General features: G+C 49.0%; 17 protein-coding genes. 14 read left to right on the forward strand and 3 right to left on the reverse strand.

Annotated elements, in window-relative coordinates:
- The first annotated feature begins 22 nt into the window (after positions 1-22).
- The 12 genes from purB to ASL11_RS09270 all read left to right on the forward strand — a co-directional run bounded on the left by purB (position 23) and on the right by ASL11_RS09270 (position 14286).
- Positions 23-1318, forward strand: coding sequence for an adenylosuccinate lyase (gene purB / locus ASL11_RS09215; protein ID WP_056612767.1), 1296 nt, complete (start codon positions 23-25; stop codon positions 1316-1318).
- 63 nt (positions 1319-1381) lie between these two features.
- Complete coding sequence (locus tag ASL11_RS09220; protein WP_200962422.1) at positions 1382-2263, forward strand: phosphoribosylaminoimidazolesuccinocarboxamide synthase; 882 nt, start codon at positions 1382-1384, stop codon at positions 2261-2263.
- Between the two features lie 26 nt (positions 2264-2289).
- Positions 2290-2529 (forward strand): phosphoribosylformylglycinamidine synthase subunit PurS, encoded by a 240-nt coding sequence (purS, locus tag ASL11_RS09225; RefSeq protein WP_028556672.1) that lies wholly within the window; start codon positions 2290-2292, stop codon positions 2527-2529.
- Between the two features lie 36 nt (positions 2530-2565).
- Positions 2566-3261 carry a phosphoribosylformylglycinamidine synthase subunit PurQ gene (purQ, locus tag ASL11_RS09230; protein WP_056612769.1) on the forward strand — a complete coding sequence of 232 codons (696 nt, stop codon included), beginning with the start codon at positions 2566-2568 and terminating at the stop codon, positions 3259-3261.
- Positions 3239-5482, forward strand: a complete 2244-nt coding sequence (gene purL / locus ASL11_RS09235) for a phosphoribosylformylglycinamidine synthase subunit PurL (RefSeq protein ID WP_056612771.1) — start codon at positions 3239-3241, stop codon at positions 5480-5482. The genes purQ and purL overlap by 23 nt, the downstream gene beginning before the upstream one ends.
- Positions 5467-6999 carry an amidophosphoribosyltransferase gene (purF, locus tag ASL11_RS09240; RefSeq protein WP_082595342.1) on the forward strand — a complete coding sequence of 511 codons (1533 nt, stop codon included), beginning with the start codon at positions 5467-5469 and terminating at the stop codon, positions 6997-6999. The genes purL and purF overlap by 16 nt, the downstream gene beginning before the upstream one ends.
- 101 nt (positions 7000-7100) lie before the next feature.
- Positions 7101-8141: a phosphoribosylformylglycinamidine cyclo-ligase gene (gene purM / locus ASL11_RS09245; protein ID WP_056612773.1), complete on the forward strand. Its 1041-nt coding sequence runs from the start codon at positions 7101-7103 to the stop codon at positions 8139-8141.
- Positions 8141-8752, forward strand: coding sequence for a phosphoribosylglycinamide formyltransferase (purN, locus tag ASL11_RS09250; protein WP_056612775.1), 612 nt, complete (start codon positions 8141-8143; stop codon positions 8750-8752). The genes purM and purN overlap by 1 nt, the downstream gene beginning before the upstream one ends.
- Positions 8753-9060: 308 nt before the next feature.
- The gene (purH, locus tag ASL11_RS09255) at positions 9061-10608 is read left to right on the forward strand and encodes a bifunctional phosphoribosylaminoimidazolecarboxamide formyltransferase/IMP cyclohydrolase (RefSeq protein WP_056612777.1); all 1548 of its coding nucleotides are present in this window, start codon (positions 9061-9063) and stop codon (positions 10606-10608) included.
- 67 nt (positions 10609-10675) lie between these two features.
- Entirely contained in the window at positions 10676-11941 is a 1266-nt protein-coding gene (gene purD, locus ASL11_RS09260) for a phosphoribosylamine--glycine ligase (RefSeq protein WP_056612779.1), read from the forward strand.
- 532 nt (positions 11942-12473) lie between these two features.
- The gene (locus tag ASL11_RS09265) at positions 12474-13397 is read left to right on the forward strand and encodes an N-acetylmuramoyl-L-alanine amidase family protein (RefSeq protein WP_157256865.1); all 924 of its coding nucleotides are present in this window, start codon (positions 12474-12476) and stop codon (positions 13395-13397) included.
- Between the two features lie 91 nt (positions 13398-13488).
- Positions 13489-14286, forward strand: coding sequence for a DODA-type extradiol aromatic ring-opening family dioxygenase (locus tag ASL11_RS09270; RefSeq protein WP_056612783.1), 798 nt, complete (start codon positions 13489-13491; stop codon positions 14284-14286).
- A gap of 80 nt (positions 14287-14366) precedes the next feature.
- Here the strand turns inward: ASL11_RS09270 and ASL11_RS09275 are convergent, their stop codons facing one another.
- On the reverse strand, positions 14367-14780 hold the full coding sequence (locus tag ASL11_RS09275) for a thiol-disulfide oxidoreductase DCC family protein (protein ID WP_056612785.1): 414 nt from the start codon (positions 14778-14780) through the stop codon (positions 14367-14369).
- 160 nt (positions 14781-14940) lie between these two features.
- Here ASL11_RS09275 and ASL11_RS09280 point away from each other — a divergent pair, with 160 nt between their 5' ends.
- Together ASL11_RS09280 and ASL11_RS09285 are read left to right on the forward strand one after the other, a co-directional pair.
- Positions 14941-15201: a metal-sensitive transcriptional regulator gene (locus ASL11_RS09280; protein WP_056612786.1), complete on the forward strand. Its 261-nt coding sequence runs from the start codon at positions 14941-14943 to the stop codon at positions 15199-15201.
- A 24-nt stretch (positions 15202-15225) separates the two neighbouring features.
- Positions 15226-15615 carry a rhodanese-like domain-containing protein gene (locus tag ASL11_RS09285; protein WP_056612788.1) on the forward strand — a complete coding sequence of 130 codons (390 nt, stop codon included), beginning with the start codon at positions 15226-15228 and terminating at the stop codon, positions 15613-15615.
- Between the two features lie 50 nt (positions 15616-15665).
- Here ASL11_RS09285 and ASL11_RS09290 read toward each other — a convergent pair whose 3' ends face one another.
- Together ASL11_RS09290 and ASL11_RS09295 are read right to left on the reverse strand one after the other, a co-directional pair.
- Positions 15666-16037 (reverse strand): DUF2512 family protein, encoded by a 372-nt coding sequence (locus tag ASL11_RS09290; RefSeq protein ID WP_056612789.1) that lies wholly within the window; start codon positions 16035-16037, stop codon positions 15666-15668.
- 75 nt (positions 16038-16112) lie between these two features.
- Complete coding sequence (locus ASL11_RS09295; RefSeq protein ID WP_056612791.1) at positions 16113-16577, reverse strand: ferritin-like domain-containing protein; 465 nt, start codon at positions 16575-16577, stop codon at positions 16113-16115.
- Between the last annotated feature and the right edge of the window lie 99 nt (positions 16578-16676).

Raw genomic sequence — 16676 nt, forward strand, 5'->3', positions numbered from 1 at the left:
AACTCATTGGAGGAACGGAAACATGATTGAACGTTATACACGCCCCGAAATGGCACGCATTTGGACAGAAGAAAATAAATTTAACGCTTGGCTGGAAGTTGAAATTCTTTCTTGCGAAGCATGGTCTGAACTAGGTGTAATTCCGAAAGAAGATGTAAAAGTATTGCGCGAAAAAGCAAGCTTCAACATCGATCGTATTTATGAAATCGAGCAAGAGACGCGCCATGACGTGATCGCCTTCACAAGAGCAGTTTCCGAAACACTAGGGCCTGAGCGCAAATGGGTTCACTACGGCCTAACATCCACAGACGTTGTTGATACAGCACTTGGTTACTTGCTGCGTCAAGCGAACGAAATTTTGGACAAAGACATTCAAAACTTCATCGAAATCCTTCGCAATAAAGCGATTGAGCATAGAGATACAGCGATGATGGGTAGAACGCATGGTGTTCATGCAGAGCCAACGACGTTTGGTTTGAAAATGGCGCTATGGTACGAGGAAATGAAGCGTAACCTGGAGCGTTTCCGCTTTGCCGCTGATGGCGTGCAATTCGGTAAAATCTCTGGAGCAGTAGGAACATATGCAAACATCGATCCGTTCGTTGAAGAGTATGTATGTGGCAAGCTTGGAACAAAAGCAGCGCCAATCTCCACACAAACATTGCAACGTGACCGTCACGCTGAATACATGGCTACATTGGCACTAGTAGCAACATCCCTTGATAAATTTGCTACGGAAATTCGCGCACTTCAAAAGAGTGAGTTCCGCGAAGTTGAAGAGCCGTTTGCAAAAGGTCAAAAAGGCTCCTCCGCAATGCCGCACAAACGTAACCCAATTGGTTGCGAAAGCATTTCCGGTCTATCCCGCGTAATTCGTGGACACATGGTGTCGGCTTACGAGAACGTAACGCTTTGGCATGAGCGCGACATTTCGCATTCCTCTGTTGAACGTATTATTTTGCCAGATGCGACGCAATTGTTGAACTACATGTTGAACCGTCTTGGCAACATCATCAAGAACCTAACGGTGTTCCCAGAGAACATGAAACGCAACATGCGCAGCACGTACGATGTTCCATTCTCAGGCCGCGTCATGACGAAGTTGATCGACAAAGGCTTTGCTCGTGAGCAAGCGTACGATACGGTGCAGCCGAGAGCGATGCAAGCATGGGAAGAGCAACGCTCCTTCCGCGAAATCGTTGAGAATGCATCGGTAATTACAGAAGTATTAAGCCCAGAAGAAATCGCAGATTGCTTCGATCCAAGCTGGCATTTGAAACATGTAAGCACGATCTTTGATCGTCTTGGTTTGAACTAGAAGATAGTGAACGAACAGATAGATTTGAAGGGGAAGGGTGTGGAATTCGTGGCAAACGCAAGCGTGATCGTAGATACAGCTGAGGAAATGATTAATGCACCTCTGGTGCACAAAGGCAAAGTACGTGAGTTGTATGATCTTGGCGATAGCTTTTTGATCGTGGTAACGGATCGGATTTCGGCTTTTGATTACATCTTGAAGCCTGGCGTTCCAGATAAAGGGTATGTGCTCAATGCTTTGAGCAAGTACTGGTTCGGCATTACTAGCGGGTATATGAAGAATCACATTATCCACACGGATGTCGAGAAGCTTCAAGCGATTATTCCAAGTGCTGAGGATCGAGAGCTTTTGAAAGAGCGTATCATCGTGGCGAAAAAGGCAGAGCGCATCTCCATCGAGTGCGTGGTACGCGGCTACATTACGGGGAATGGTTGGAGACAGTACGCAAGTACTGGTGAAATCAATGGCCGCAAGTTGCCTGAAGGATTACGCAAGAACGAGCGTTTGAACGATCCGATTTTCACACCTGCAGCGAAAAATGATGTGGGTCACGATGAGGACATTTCCATTGAACAAATGATCGAGCTTGTTGGCGAAGATCTAACGTATGCCTTGCAGGAGCGCAGCATCATGCTGTACACGCTGGCACATAGCATCTGTGAGCAAAAAGGAATCATTTTGGCCGATACGAAGTTTGAATTCGGTTTTTATGCGGGTGAACTTATTATTATTGATGAGATCTTTACGCCGGATTCTTCCCGTTACTGGTCACAAGATAAATACGCCTTGGATGTCGAGATCGATTCCATGGACAAAGAGCCTGTTCGTACGTATTTAGCGGGATCTGGTTGGGATAAAAATAGTGAACCGGATGAGCTTCCAGCCTCTGTTGTGGAAGAGACTTCGAACCGATATAAAGAAATTTTGCACCGATTGGTTGACTAAAATTAATACTGAGGAGCGATTTCACAATGAAAGCAACAGTCTATGTAACGATTAAACAGAACGTATTGGACGTGCAAGGAACGGCAGTACAAGGAGCACTTCACTCCATGGGCTTCGAAGAAGTTGGCAAAGTGCGCATTGGTAAATACTTGGAGCTTGAACTTGGTACAACAGACAGAGCAGAAGCAGAAGCACGCGTGAAAGCAATGTGCGAGAAGTTGCTTGCAAACACAGTTATCGAAGACTACCGTTACGAATTGGTGTAATCAACCATTAAAGCAAAACCTTTAGGAGGAAAAACCATGAATTTTGCGGTTCTTGTGTTCCCGGGATCGAATTGCGATATCGACTTGTACAAAGCGATTGAAGATACAATTGGTCAACCAGTTGACTATGTGTGGCATACGGACGGCGACTTGTCCAAATACGATTGCATCCTAGTACCAGGAGGATTCTCTTACGGGGATTACCTGCGTTGTGGAGCGATTGCTCAGTTTACGAACGTGATGAAAGCTGTCGTGAAGGCTGCGGAAGAAGGCAAATACATTCTAGGTATTTGTAACGGATTCCAAGTGTTGACGGAAGCTCGCTTATTGCCAGGCGCATTGCTGCGCAATAACGGCATGAAATTCCGCTGTCACCAAGCGGTTCTGAAAGTTGAAAACAACACAACGGCGTTCACACGTGATTATGCCGAAGGTGAATTGATCAACATTCCGATCGCTCACGGTGAAGGCAACTACTACTGTGACGATGCTACACTAAAAGAATTGCAAGAAAACAACCAAATCGTGTTCCGTTATGAAGCGGGCAACAATCCGAACGGATCACTTGATGATATCGCTGGAATCAGCAACAAAGCAGGGAACGTAGTGGGTATGATGCCCCATCCAGAGCGCGCCATTCATGAGATTCTAGGCTCCGCAGACGGTAAGAAAATGTTCACATCAATTCTAAGTGCTTGGAGGGAAAAACATGACGCAGCAGCTATCCGCTAAGGAACCATCTCCGGAACAAATCGCGGAACAGAAGATTTACAAGCAAATGGGTGTAACCGACGAGGAGTTTGCTAAGATTTGTGGTTTCCTTGGACGTACTCCGAACTATGTAGAAATCGGCGTATTCAGCGTAATGTGGTCCGAGCATTGTTCTTACAAGAATTCCAAACCTGTTCTTCGTAAATTCCCAGTAACAGGACCTCGCGTTCTTATGGGACCTGGTGAAGGTGCAGGGATTGTAGATATCGGGGACAACCAAGCGGTTGTTTTCAAAATTGAAAGTCATAACCACCCTTCCGCAATCGAGCCTTACCAAGGCGCGGCGACAGGTGTGGGCGGTATTATTCGTGATATTTTCTCCATGGGCGCTCGCCCAGTTGCTCTACTTAACTCCTTACGTTTCGGTAAATTGGAAAACGATCGCGTGAAGTACTTGTTTGAGCACGTTGTCTCCGGTATTGCTGGATACGGTAACTGTATTGGGATTCCGACAGTTGGCGGCGAAGTGATGTTCGACGAGAGCTACGAGGGGAACCCGCTAGTTAACGCAATGTGCGTGGGTCTTATCGACCACGACATGATCCAACGCGGTGTTGCCAAAGGTGTTGGCAACCCAGTCTTCTACGTCGGCCCAGCAACAGGCCGCGATGGTATCCACGGTGCGACATTCGCATCCGAGGAATTGACAGCTGAATCCGAAGCGAAGCGTCCAGCGGTACAAGTTGGCGATCCGTTTATGGAGAAGCTAGTTCTAGAAGCTTGCTTAGAGTTAATCGATTCCGGCATCGTGCTTGGAATTCAAGATATGGGCGCAGCAGGACTTACATGTTCCAGCGCTGAGATGGCTAGTAAAGCAGGTAACGGCATGGAGCTGTACCTGGATGAAGTTCCACAACGCGAAGAAGGCATGACAGCGTATGAAATGATGTTGTCCGAGTCCCAAGAGCGTATGCTATTCGTAGTTGAGCCGAAGGATGAGGCGCAAGCTAAGGGCATCTTTGAGCGTTGGGGCTTGCACTGTGCAAAAGTCGGTAAAGTTACTGACGACGGTTTCTTGAAATTAATCCACCACGGTGAAGTCGTGGCGAACATGCCTGTAGGCGCACTCGTTGACGAGTGCCCGGTTTACAATAAGCCAAGCAAAGTGCCGGCTTATTATGAAGCAAGCGCAGCGATCGATACAACACGTTACCCTGAGGTAACGAAGTTGACGGAAGCGTTGAAATCCGTACTCGCGTCCCCAACGGTAGCGAGCAAAGAGTGGGTTTACAACCAATATGACTACATGGTTCGTACAGAAACAGCTGTGCGTCCAGGTTCAGACGCAGCAGTTGTCACGATCCGCGGCACGCGCAAAGGTCTTGCGATGACGACGGATTGTAACGGACGCTACGTATACTTGGATCCAGAAGTGGGCGGACGTATCGCAGTATCCGAAGCAGCACGTAACGTTGTTTGTTCCGGTGCTGAGCCGCTTGCTGTGACGGACAACCTGAACTTCGGTTCCCCGGACAAGCCAGAAATCTTCTGGCAGTTGGAGAAATCCACGGACGGTATGGCAGAAGCTTGCCGCTTCTTGGATACGCCGGTTATCGGCGGTAACGTTTCTCTTTACAACGAGAACTCCAAAGGCGCGATCTACCCTACACCAGTTATCGGGATGGTTGGACTTGTTCATGACATCGACCACATCACGACACAGAACTTCAAAAACGAAGGCGACATCATCATCCTGCTAGGCGAGACGAAAGCTGAGCTCGGCGGCAGCGAATTCCAATATGTGATTCACGGTGTAACCGAAGGCCGTCCTCCTGAGTTGGACTTGGCTACGGAGAAACGCCTGCAAAACGCAGTACTCAAAGCGATTCAAGAAGGTCTTGTTGCATCTGCGCATGACTTGTCTGAAGGCGGATTGGCTGTAGCACTTGCAGAAAGCTGTATTAGCGGAAACATCGGCGCAGAAGTTAATGTAGCGTCCGATCTTCGTCCAGATTTCGCATTGTTCAGTGAATCGCAATCACGTATCGTACTTAGCGCTACACCAGAAAAAGCAGATGCCCTTAAGCATTGGATCGCTTCCCAAGGTGTACCTTATCAAGAAATCGGAAAAGTAACAGGTTCTTACCTCACTGTGAAAATCAATGACGAACAGCGTCTCCAGTCTCCTGTAAACGAGCTGGCGAAAGTCTGGAAGGATGCGATTCCATGTCTAATGGCGTGAAACAATCCAAGGCCCTAAAGCTTCCTGTGGCTCCATTTGAACAACTTGAGAATGGGCAGCATGAGCTTTGGACAGGCGACTATTACAACGAAGGTATTGGCGGCCAAGGTGGATTGTTCGACAAGCTGAATGAAGAGTGCGGGGTGTTCGGGGTGTATGGTCATCCCGAGGCTTCCTCCCTGTGCTATTACGGGCTGCATGCCCTGCAGCATCGCGGACAGGAAAGTGCCGGCATCTGTACAGTCGATGAAGGCAAATTCAACTATTACCGTGGGATGGGACTTGCGAAGGAAGTTTTTACAAATGATAATTTACATCCACTTACAGGCTCAACAGCTATCGCGCATGTTCGTTATTCAACAGCAGGCGAAAGCAAGCTGGCGAATGCACAACCGCTCGTGTTCAAATACCGTGAGGGCGATCTAGCGATTGCGACGAACGGGAACCTTGATAATGCCAACATTATCAAGCGTGAGCTGGAGCGGAAGGGTTCCATTTTCCAAACAACAAGTGATACTGAGGTTATGGCGCATCTGATTGCTCGTTCCGAGCATGATGATATCGTTGACGCTGTGAAAGATGCGATGAATCAAGTCATCGGCGGCTTTGCATTCCTTATTATTACGAAAGATAAATTGATTGCTGCGCTTGATCCGAACGGCTTACGTCCGTTCATGATCGGCCGACTCGGAGATGCTTACTTATTCGCGTCCGAGACATGTGCATTTGATGCGGTTGGGGCAACCTATTTCCGTGATGTACAGCCTGGCGAGATCATTGTAATTGATCGTGACGGCTTCCGTTCCGAGCAGTTTACAGAAGGCAGCAAGCGTGCGATCTGTGCAATGGAATACATCTACTTTGCTCGTCCAGACAGCGACATTGACACGGTCAATATTCACTCCGCTCGTAAACGGATGGGTAAACGACTAGCAATGGAAGCTTTCGTGGATGCGGACATTGTAACAGGCGTGCCGGATTCCAGTATTTCAGCTGCGATTGGCTTTGCGGAACAAACGGGGATTCCTTATGAGTTGGGTCTGATCAAGAACCGCTACACTGGCCGGACGTTCATCATTCCAAGCCAAGAGCTTCGTGAGCAAGGTGTCAAAATGAAGCTGAGCGCCGTTCGCAAAGTGGTCGAAGGCAAGCGTGTCGTGATGATCGATGACTCCATCGTTCGTGGGACAACGTCCTTACGTATCGTTAACCTGCTTCGTGAAGCAGGAGCAACGGAGGTTCATGTGCGGATTTCTTCGCCGCCATTTATGAACCCTTGTTACTACGGGATCGATACGCCAGACCGCAAAGAGCTTATCGCGGCGATGAATTCGATCGAAGAGATTCGCAAGGCGATCAACGCGGATTCACTTCATTTTCTAACGAAGGATGGATTGTTAGATTCAATCGGTCAAGGTTCCGCAGGGAAAGAAAGCGGATATTGTACAGCTTGCTTCGACAACAGCTATCCAACGGAAATCGTTGATGTGACGAAGGTTGGTTGTGCTTGTGATTAAAAGCTGATTTCGTGGCAGCGTTGGGCCATGGTCAGAAAAAGAGAGAAAACGGGGGTCTAACGACCTCCCCCATATATAGACAAACTAAGGAGTGTTGGTCAGTGTCGGATGCTTATAAAAAGGCTGGCGTCGATATCGCGGCGGGGAACGAAGCAGTAGAACGGATGAAAAAGCACGTTAAACGGACATTCCGTCCTGAAGTGTTAACAGATCTCGGTGGCTTCGGCGGGCTGTTCAGCTTGAACAAAGACAAGTATGAGGAGCCTGTACTCGTATCGGGTACGGACGGCGTGGGCACGAAGCTGAAGATCGCTTTTGCCATGGATAAGCATGATACGATTGGGATTGATGCAGTTGCGATGTGTGTGAATGATATTATTGTTCAAGGCGCAGAGCCATTGTTCTTCCTTGACTATCTCGCTTGTGACAAAGTCATTCCAGAGAAAATTGAAGCGATTATTAAAGGGATCGCCGACGGTTGTGCGCAATCTGGTTGCTCACTAATCGGTGGCGAAACGGCGGAAATGCCGGGCATGTATGCACAAGGGGAGTATGACATTGCCGGCTTTACGGTTGGAATCGTCGACAAGAAAAAGATCATCGACGGAACAACGATCCGTCCTGGAGATGTCGTGCTAGGACTAGCTTCAAGCGGTGTGCACAGTAACGGGTTCTCGCTTGTGCGTAAGCTTTTGCTAGAAGATAACGGATATACCCTTCAAGGGCATGTAGAAGAGCTTGGCGACAAGCTTGGTAACGTGTTGCTTGAGCCAACGAAGCTGTATGTGAAGCCAGTTCTAGCTATGTTGGAAGACGTAGCGATCAAAGGTATGGCGCATATCACAGGCGGCGGTTTCATCGAAAATATCCCGCGCGTTCTGCCAGATGGCGTGAACGTGGATATCCAATACGGATCATGGCCGATCCTTCCGATTTTCTCCTTGATGCAGCGTGTAGGCAACATCACGAACAATGATATGTTCCGCACGTTCAACATGGGAATTGGGATGGTTGTCATTGTAGCAGCTGACGATGCAGAGAAAGCCATTGCTGCAGCGGAAGCGCAAGGCGAAAAAGCATACCGTTTAGGCGTTGTAACTGAAGGCGAGCGTGTAGTTACGTTCCAAGGAGCTGACGTCTAATGCAGCCTTATCGCATTGCGGTTATGGCTTCAGGCAGCGGCTCGAATTTTCAGGCTATTGTGGATCAGGTACAGAAGGGGAAGCTTGATGTCAGCATCGAGCTTCTTGTCTGTGATCGCCCAAAGGCATTCGTTATTGAGCGTGCCAAGGAAGCGAAGGTACCTGTGTTTGCCTTCAATCCGAAGGAATACGAAAGCCGCGAGGCGTATGAGTCGCTGATCTTAAAAGAGCTGCAGGAACGCCAGGTTGATCTGGTCGTGATGGCAGGTTACATGCGGATTATTACGAATGTGCTGGTTGAGCCTTACTTTGGGCGGATGATTAACATTCATCCTTCTTTGTTGCCTTCGTTCCCCGGCGTCCGCGCTGTGGAACAGGCGGTTGAGTATGGCGTGAAGCAGACAGGCGTCACGGTGCATTTTGTCGATGGCGGGCTGGACTCCGGCCCGATCATTGCGCAGCGTGCCGTAGAGATCCACGAGCACGAGACAGCCGATTCGCTTACGGAGCGAATCCATGCGGCTGAGCACGTGCTGCTGCCGCAGGTTGTGCGGTGGCTGCGCGAGGGCCGCGTGAGCTTGGACGGCCGCAGGGTTAGCGTGCGGAAGTAGGTTTTGAGATTAACACGCGCTTACGTGCGTGTGTGGCACTTATATATTTTATTTAGAATTGGGCTTGGCGGCGCACTGTAGTGATGTTTTTCATCACGATATGAGGCGTAGCGCGAGAAAAAGCTGCTTTAGTGATGTTTTATAACGTTACGGAGCCAATTATGCCCCGAAAGTTGGCGTTACGGGTGTGTTAGTGATGATTTTCATCACTAACGCATGGCTTCCCGCAAAATATATCCGCAGTAGTGATGTTTAACATCACTAAGTACTCATTCACATACAATCCCATTCCCTAAGGAGGAAGCATAGTGGCAATCAAAAGAGCACTGATCTCCGTTTTCGATAAAACGGGCATCGTTGAATTCGCGAGCGAGCTGTCAAAGCTGGGCGTTGAGATCATTTCTACAGGTGGTACGCTTAGTTTGTTAAAGGATAAAGGGGTACCGGTTATCGGTATTTCCGAAGTTACAGGGTTCCCGGAAATTATGGATGGCCGTGTGAAGACACTTCACCCGAACGTACATGGCGGACTTCTGGCTGTTCGTGACAACGCAGAGCACCAAGCAAGCATGAAAGAGCTAGGCTTGGAGTACATTGATCTGGTTGTCGTGAATTTATATCCTTTTGCAGAGACGATTGCTAAGCCTGATGTGACTTACGAAGATGCGATCGAGAACATCGATATCGGTGGACCTACCATGCTTCGTTCCGCAGCGAAAAACCATGCTTTCGTTTCCGTTATCGTCGACACGACGGACTATGCGAAAGTGTTGGAAGAAGTGCAAGAGACTGGTGACACTACGCTGGCGACGCGTAAACGTCTTGCAGCAAAAGTGTTCCGTCACACTGGCGCTTACGATGCTTTGATTGGCGACTATTTGACTGGCCTCCAAGGCGAGCCTTACCCAGAGCGTTACACAGTAACGTATGAAAAAATGCAAGAGCTTCGCTACGGCGAGAACCCGCACCAAAGCGCAGCGTTTTACCGCACGCCGAATGCGGCTGCTGGCAACATCACAACGGCTGAACAATTACACGGTAAGGAATTATCGTACAACAATATTAATGATGCGAACACGGCTCTTCAAATTGTCAAAGAGTTCACCGAGCCAGCGGTTGTTGCCGTTAAGCACATGAACCCTTGCGGCGTGGGTATCGGTACGAATGTACTAGAAGCCTACACGAAAGCGTACAATGCAGATCCAACGTCCATCTTCGGTGGTATCGTAGCTGCGAACCGTGCGATCGACGAAGCGACTGCACAATTACTGCATGAGATTTTCTTGGAAATCGTCATCGCGCCAGATTTTACACCAGAAGCACTTGAGATTCTGGCTAAAAAGAAAAACATCCGCCTACTGAAAGTAGCCGGTTTGGATACAATTGCTGGACGCGAGTCCCAGCCAGTCATCACAACAGTTGAAGGCGGCATGCTGGTACAAGCTAGTGACGCTTACCAACTGACAGAAGCAGATCTGAAAGTCGTTTCCGAGCGTCAACCGACAGCGGAAGAGATGAAGCAATTGCTTTTCGCATGGAAAGTCGTTAAGCACGTTAAATCCAATGCCATCGTACTTGTGGCTGACGATATGACAGTTGGTGTAGGCGCGGGTCAAATGAACCGTGTCGGCGCAGCCAAAATCGCGATCGAGCAAGCTGGCGACAAGTCCAAAGGTTCCGTCCTTTCGTCCGATGCCTTCTTCCCGATGGGCGATACGCTCGAAATGGCAGCAAAAGCAGGCATCACTGCGGTGATTCAGCCAGGCGGCTCCATCAAAGACGAAGAATCCATTCGCGTTGCTAACGAAAACGGTATTGCGATGGTTATGACAGGCGTTCGTCACTTTAAACACTAAAACAATTGAGAATGCTCACGATTCGTAAGTGGACCGTGGGCATTCCCCATGAGAGGGGTTTCCAAAGATGCGTGTATTAGTTATTGGACGTGGCGGACGTGAGCATGCGATTGTATGGGCACTAAGCAAAAGCCCAAAAATCAGCAAACTGTTCTGCGCACCAGGAAACGGCGGGATTGCCGGTTTAGCGGAATGCGTTCCGATTACGGAGCTTCAGTTCGACGAGATCAGCACATTTGCCAAGGAGCAAGCGATTGACTTGGTTATGGTCGCGCCTGATGATCCGTTAGCGGCAGGATTGGTTGATCATTTGGAGTCAAAAGGGATCGAAGCATTCGGTCCTCGCGCCAACGCTGCGATCATTGAAGGCAGCAAAGTGTTTATGAAGCAGCTACTCAAAAAATACAGCATTCCGACGGCGGCATACGAGTCTTTTGACGCGTATGAGCCGGCACTTGCGTACTTGCGCTCGCAAACAGCGCCAATCGTTATTAAAGCAGACGGCTTAGCAGCTGGTAAAGGTGTTACAGTTGCCCAAACGATGGAAGAAGCGGAAGCTGCGCTGAAAGACATCATGGTTGGGCAGGTTTTTGGGGCATCGGCAGGCGCAAGCGTCGTGATCGAGGAGTTCCTGACAGGACAAGAAATGTCCTTACTGGCATTCGTTGATGGTTCGACTGTGCGTTTGATGGTACCTTCACAGGATCATAAGCCGGTTTTTGATAACGATAAAGGACCGAACACAGGCGGAATGGGAACATACTCCCCACTTCCACATATTCCTGAGTCCATCGTGCAAGAAGCACTTGTGAACATCGTTCAGCCTACGGCTGATGCGATGGTGGCAGAAGGCCGTCCGTTCAAAGGCGTGCTGTATGCGGGTCTGATTTTGACGCCTAACGGTGTGAAAACAATTGAGTTCAACGCACGCTTCGGTGATCCGGAGACGCAGGTGATTTTGCCACGATTGAAAACGGATTTGCTGGATATTTTCCTCGCGATTAACAACGGCACGTTGGCTGAGCAACCAATCGAGTGGAGCGAACAAGCGGCAGTATGCGTGATCGTGGCTTCGCCAGGATACCCTGGACCGTATCCAAAAGGATTACCGATTTCTGGATTAGATCAAGTGCAGGATGCCCTTGTGTTCCACGCGGGTACGGCAGTTGATGAGAACGGACAAATCGTCACGAATGGCGGACGTGTTCTTGGTATCACGGGACTTGGCAAGGACATCGTAGAAGCTCGTCAGAAGGCTTATGCGGATGCGGATCGGATCCATTTTGAAGGTAAGCATTACCGGACGGATATTGCGATGAAGGCATTGAGATAGGTTGTAGGAACGGCGGCAAGAGCGGAACAACAAAACACAGTCCTCTTAGAAGCGAGTACCCAATAGGGGGCGTGCGCGTGGGGGCTGTGTTTTGTTGTATGTGTGAGGTTGTGGTGGGCGGCGGAATAACTGGATTTCATACAGCTAATTTGGTGCGATTCTTGCAATCTAGGCGATTAGATGGATTTCCTCCAGCTAATTGGAGGCTTTCAGCCAACTATGGGGAAAATGATCAGAAATAGCTGTAGATTTTCCATCTAAGTCCGATAATAAGGGGGATGGCGGAGAATTAACTGTAGGTTATCCATCTACTTTTTATCCCAGCCACGAATATATTTACTCCTGTTCTTGTAGACGAAAAAGCACGCCAATAAGGCAAGAACAATTAATGAAATTGACAGCCAGTGATCAGTGAAATAATGCCAAAGTGCCTGCATAGCGGAACCTCCCAAATGTGGAGAAGCATGGTCGTGTTAGTTTCGCGAATGGCGGCTGTTTTTATACAGAGCATAGAGAAGAAGGGGAATTGCTGATGGTTTATAAAAGAATGCTACTACTCTCTGCGGTCATATCGCTGGTTGGTGTGTTGGCTGGTTGTGGAGATAAACAGCCAGTACCTGTGACGTTGCCTACAACGGAGGCTGTGCAAAGTGCTTCGCCGCAGGCCACAGCAGCGCAGGCAACGGCTGCACCCTCCGAGGTGCAGGCGGCACCTACGCCTTCGCCCTCGCCAACATCGGCTCCAACACCTGTCGCAACGCCAGAAACGAAGCCAACACCAACAAAGACGGCTGCACCAATCACATTGCCGAGTGTGCCTAAGAGCAATAAGCTTGTCATGATTGACCCCGGACATCAACGGGTTGGTAATAACGCGCCTGAGCAAGTGGGGCCAGATACGCGGGAAACGAAGGCCAAGGTCAGTTCCGGCACTGTTGGGGTACGCACGAAGAAACCAGAGTATGTGCTCAACCTGGAGGTATCCCTGCTGCTTAAGGCGGAGCTAGCCCGCCGGGGGATCAACGTTGCGATGACACGCGAAACGCATGATGTGGATATCAGCAACAAGCAGCGTGCGGATATGGCAAATGAGGTGGGAGCAGCGCTGGTTGTAAGGATTCATGCAGATGGTGACGCCTCGGCAAGTACGAAGGGATTTTCCGTTCTGTACCCGTCAGCTGCGCAACCAGCTGTTAAGCCTATCGCCGCTGACAGTAAGCAGGCTGCAGGTTTTCTCCTAACTGGCTTGCAGCAAGCAACTGGTCAGAAGGGACGTGGCCTATCGGCGCGAGACGATCTGAGCGGCTTCAACTGGTCGAAGGTACCCGTCGCCCTCGTGGAGATCGGGTTCATGACGAATCCCGAAGAGGACGAGCTCATGTCGGAAGCAGCGTATCAACAGAAGCTTGCCGTAGGCATCGCGGATGGAATTGAGCAGTTTGTGAACGGTAAGTGAGGAAGACGGAGCGTAGCGTGGTTTTATTTTCACAGATTCGAGAATAATGTAGATAACTGGCACTGATTAGTTTGTGGGAGGGGGTGCTGCTGTGTTGCCTGCATTTTTTATTGCGCATGGCTCACCGAATTTGGCGATTGAGCAGCATGCGTATACGGAGTTTTTGCAAAGACTTGCGATGTCGCTTCCAAAACCTAAAGCTATCGTTGTTTTCAGTGCGCATTGGGAAAGCGCTGTGCAGAAGATCAGCTCGGCCGTTGAGCCGGAGATGATGTACGATTTCTCAGGGTTCTCGGAAGAACTTTATGACATTAACTATCCGGCCAAAGGGGATCTTACCTTAAGCCTCCATATCCAGCAGTTGTTTCAGCAAGAGGGTATACGCTGTGAGCTGAATGACAGGCGAGGCTTGGACCACGGAGCATGGGCGCCGCTCTCCATTATGTACCCCCATGCACAGATCCCTGTTGTGACACTTTCCGTTAACCCACGGTTAACACCTGAGGAGCATTACCGAATTGGTGCTGCGCTAGGCTCCCTGCGGGAGGAGCAAGTGCTGATCATTGGCAGTGGCGGAACGGTTCACAATCTGCAAAAGCTGGATTATAACAATCCAGTGCCGCAGCTATGGGCCGTGGAGTTTGACGAGTGGCTAGCGGAGCAGCTAGAAACGTGGAATTTGGAGGCGCTGATTCGCTACGACGAACGCGCGCCTCATGCGCGGGAGGCGGTGCCGACGCCGGAGCATTTTGCGCCATTGCTAGTCGCGATGGGAGTAGGAGATGCTACACGGAACGCGAAGCTGCTGCATCATAGCTTTCAGATGGGCAGCCTGAGCCTAAGCTGTTGGATGTTCGGCAGTCTACGTTTGCGCAAGCAAGAGACTTAGGCTCGTTGTTGGGTTGTTGTTCGAAGACCTGCGAATGTTGCAGGTTTTTTTGTCGTTAGGGTTGCTGGCATGAGGCCGACTCAATCCAGAAACCGCCCCTTATGCTCTGGCTTCGGCAGCATGCAATGCTCAGTCTTGCCGAACCAGCGATAGCGGTTGCGTGCGACGAAGTTGTATCCGAGATTCCGGATCGGAGCTGGGATCACGATCGCCGAGTAGGCGAGCGGCCAAGCGCCTCGCAAGCGCCGAGCTATACGCAATGCGGCTGAGCTGCGCGTATAAGCGCGATTGCCTTCGATCAGCACAATGGTGCTGAGTCGATCTAGCGGCAGCTTGTGCTCGGCGAGCAGTCGTTGTCCCGTCTCCGACTGAAGAGAAGCGAAGTGAAACACACCCTTCGGGTCGTTGCGCAAGATGAACTGGACCGCGCTACTGCAGAGCAGGCATACCCCGTCGAACAAAATGATAGATGAATGAGGAGTGAGATTCGACATGGTGCCTCCTTTTGGCTGCACATTTTGAATGTAACCATCTCTATTATACGTTGGTGTCACTATATAGCAACACTGGCTCTTTCTCAAAGATTTCATATTGTTTTTATACGTAACATGGACAATAATATACCTATACAGGTATAGGGAAGGAAGGGTGTCTATGAAATACGATGATGATGTGAAGAAGCGTTTAAAGCGTATGGAAGGCCAGATTCGTGGGATTTTACGGATGATGGAAGAAGAACAGGATTGTAAAGATGTCGTAAGCCAGATCTCTGCTGTTCGCAGTGCTGCTGATAAAACGATTGCCACCGTTGTTGCTGTCAATTTGGAGAATTGCATTATGGAGGAAAAAGAAGCGGGTAGAGACACAAGTAAGCTGGTCAAGCAGGCTGTAGAATTGTTAGTTAAAAGCCGTTAATGTGTTTAAGAAAAGAGGCAGGTCATGGATAGTAATATGATTTTCAATCTCGTTGCGCTAGGTTTTATTGTTTGGTTCTTCTACTCACGTTTTGCAGGGGTCAAAGGGCTGCACAATCTGTCGTCCGAACAATTTCAAGAGGCTTTAACAAAGGACAACCATAAGCATGTACTGATCGATGTGCGTGAGCCTGGTGAAGTGAAGCAAGGATATATCCCGGGAGCGGTTAATATCCCTTTGTCGACTATGGGGAGAAGATTGGCCGAGATTCCTAAGGATCGACCAGTCTATCTTTACTGCCGAAGTGGCATGAGAAGCAAGCAAGCCGCGAAGCTTCTACGGAAGCATGGTTTTAACGAGTTGTCTCATCTGAAGGGCGGTATCATGTCCTGGAATGGTAAGCAAACGCAATAAGTAAAAAAGTCATTAGCCCTCTGGCCAATGACTTTTTTTGCGCGCCATGATTATTCATGGAAGCTATGCCGACCGATTCGACCTTTGTCCTTTTGAAAATAAGCATGGAAGAAGAACTCCATCACACCATAAGCAAGAGCTACGATCGTCATATCCGTAAAAGTTAGGGACCAATCGTAGAAGTGCCTTTCCACGAGCCAGAAGTAGGCATAAGTTAATAACATATCGGCCAGTACAGCAGCCATGTTATTCGTAAGTCTTAAAAACAGTTGATCAACAACGATGTAGGTAAGGAGGGAAAACGTATACGTAGCAGAAAGTGCCCCCATAAATGTAGCATCTGTAAGGTACATCAAGATGGGAACTATGATGATGCCATTTATCAAAAGTTTTAAGAGCAACTTCCCTAACATGGCCAACATGGTCTCGCCTTCTTTCATTCAAGGTATGCAGTACTGATCTTAATATGGCTTCTGCATACTTGAACTATGCTTGTTCTAGCGATTCAAAGTAAACAAATAATTATATTTACTTGCATGCTTGAGCTCATCAAGGATAATACCAAAGACTGTATCCTTATAGATGCCATAAGGGAGCCCGAACCAGATTTTACGATATTTCTCTACCGCTGATAGTTCGCCTTGAAGGGCCTTTTGAATGCCTTCTGAATACGTGCGTACAGGCTGGTACTGCTCATCGCTAACCCCATAGACATCATGACCGGTCAACTCTCGATACATGCTGCGAAACATGGCGTTATGACTGCGTTCATCATCACGTATGGATGTAATGATTGCGGCTTGTTCAGGGGTAGGTGCGAGCTTGATCAGTTGATCATAGAATAATTCATCGTTCCGCTCATCTTGCACCGCGGCTTTGATTAATTCTAGGGCTTGCTGATATCCTACGTTCCACACAGGTTGAAAGGTGTTGCGATAATCATACGGATATGTCCAATACATAAATGCTCCTCCATGACTAAGCTTTTAGCTCAGCATATGTGTGAAAGCCTAAAGGAGTTCAATAGTTTGAGGATTGGTATAGAAGGGGTTGACGAAAAG

The organism is Paenibacillus sp. Soil750 (assembly GCF_001428045.1).
GTDB lineage: Bacteria > Bacillota > Bacilli > Paenibacillales > NBRC-103111 > Paenibacillus_E > Paenibacillus_E allorhizoplanae.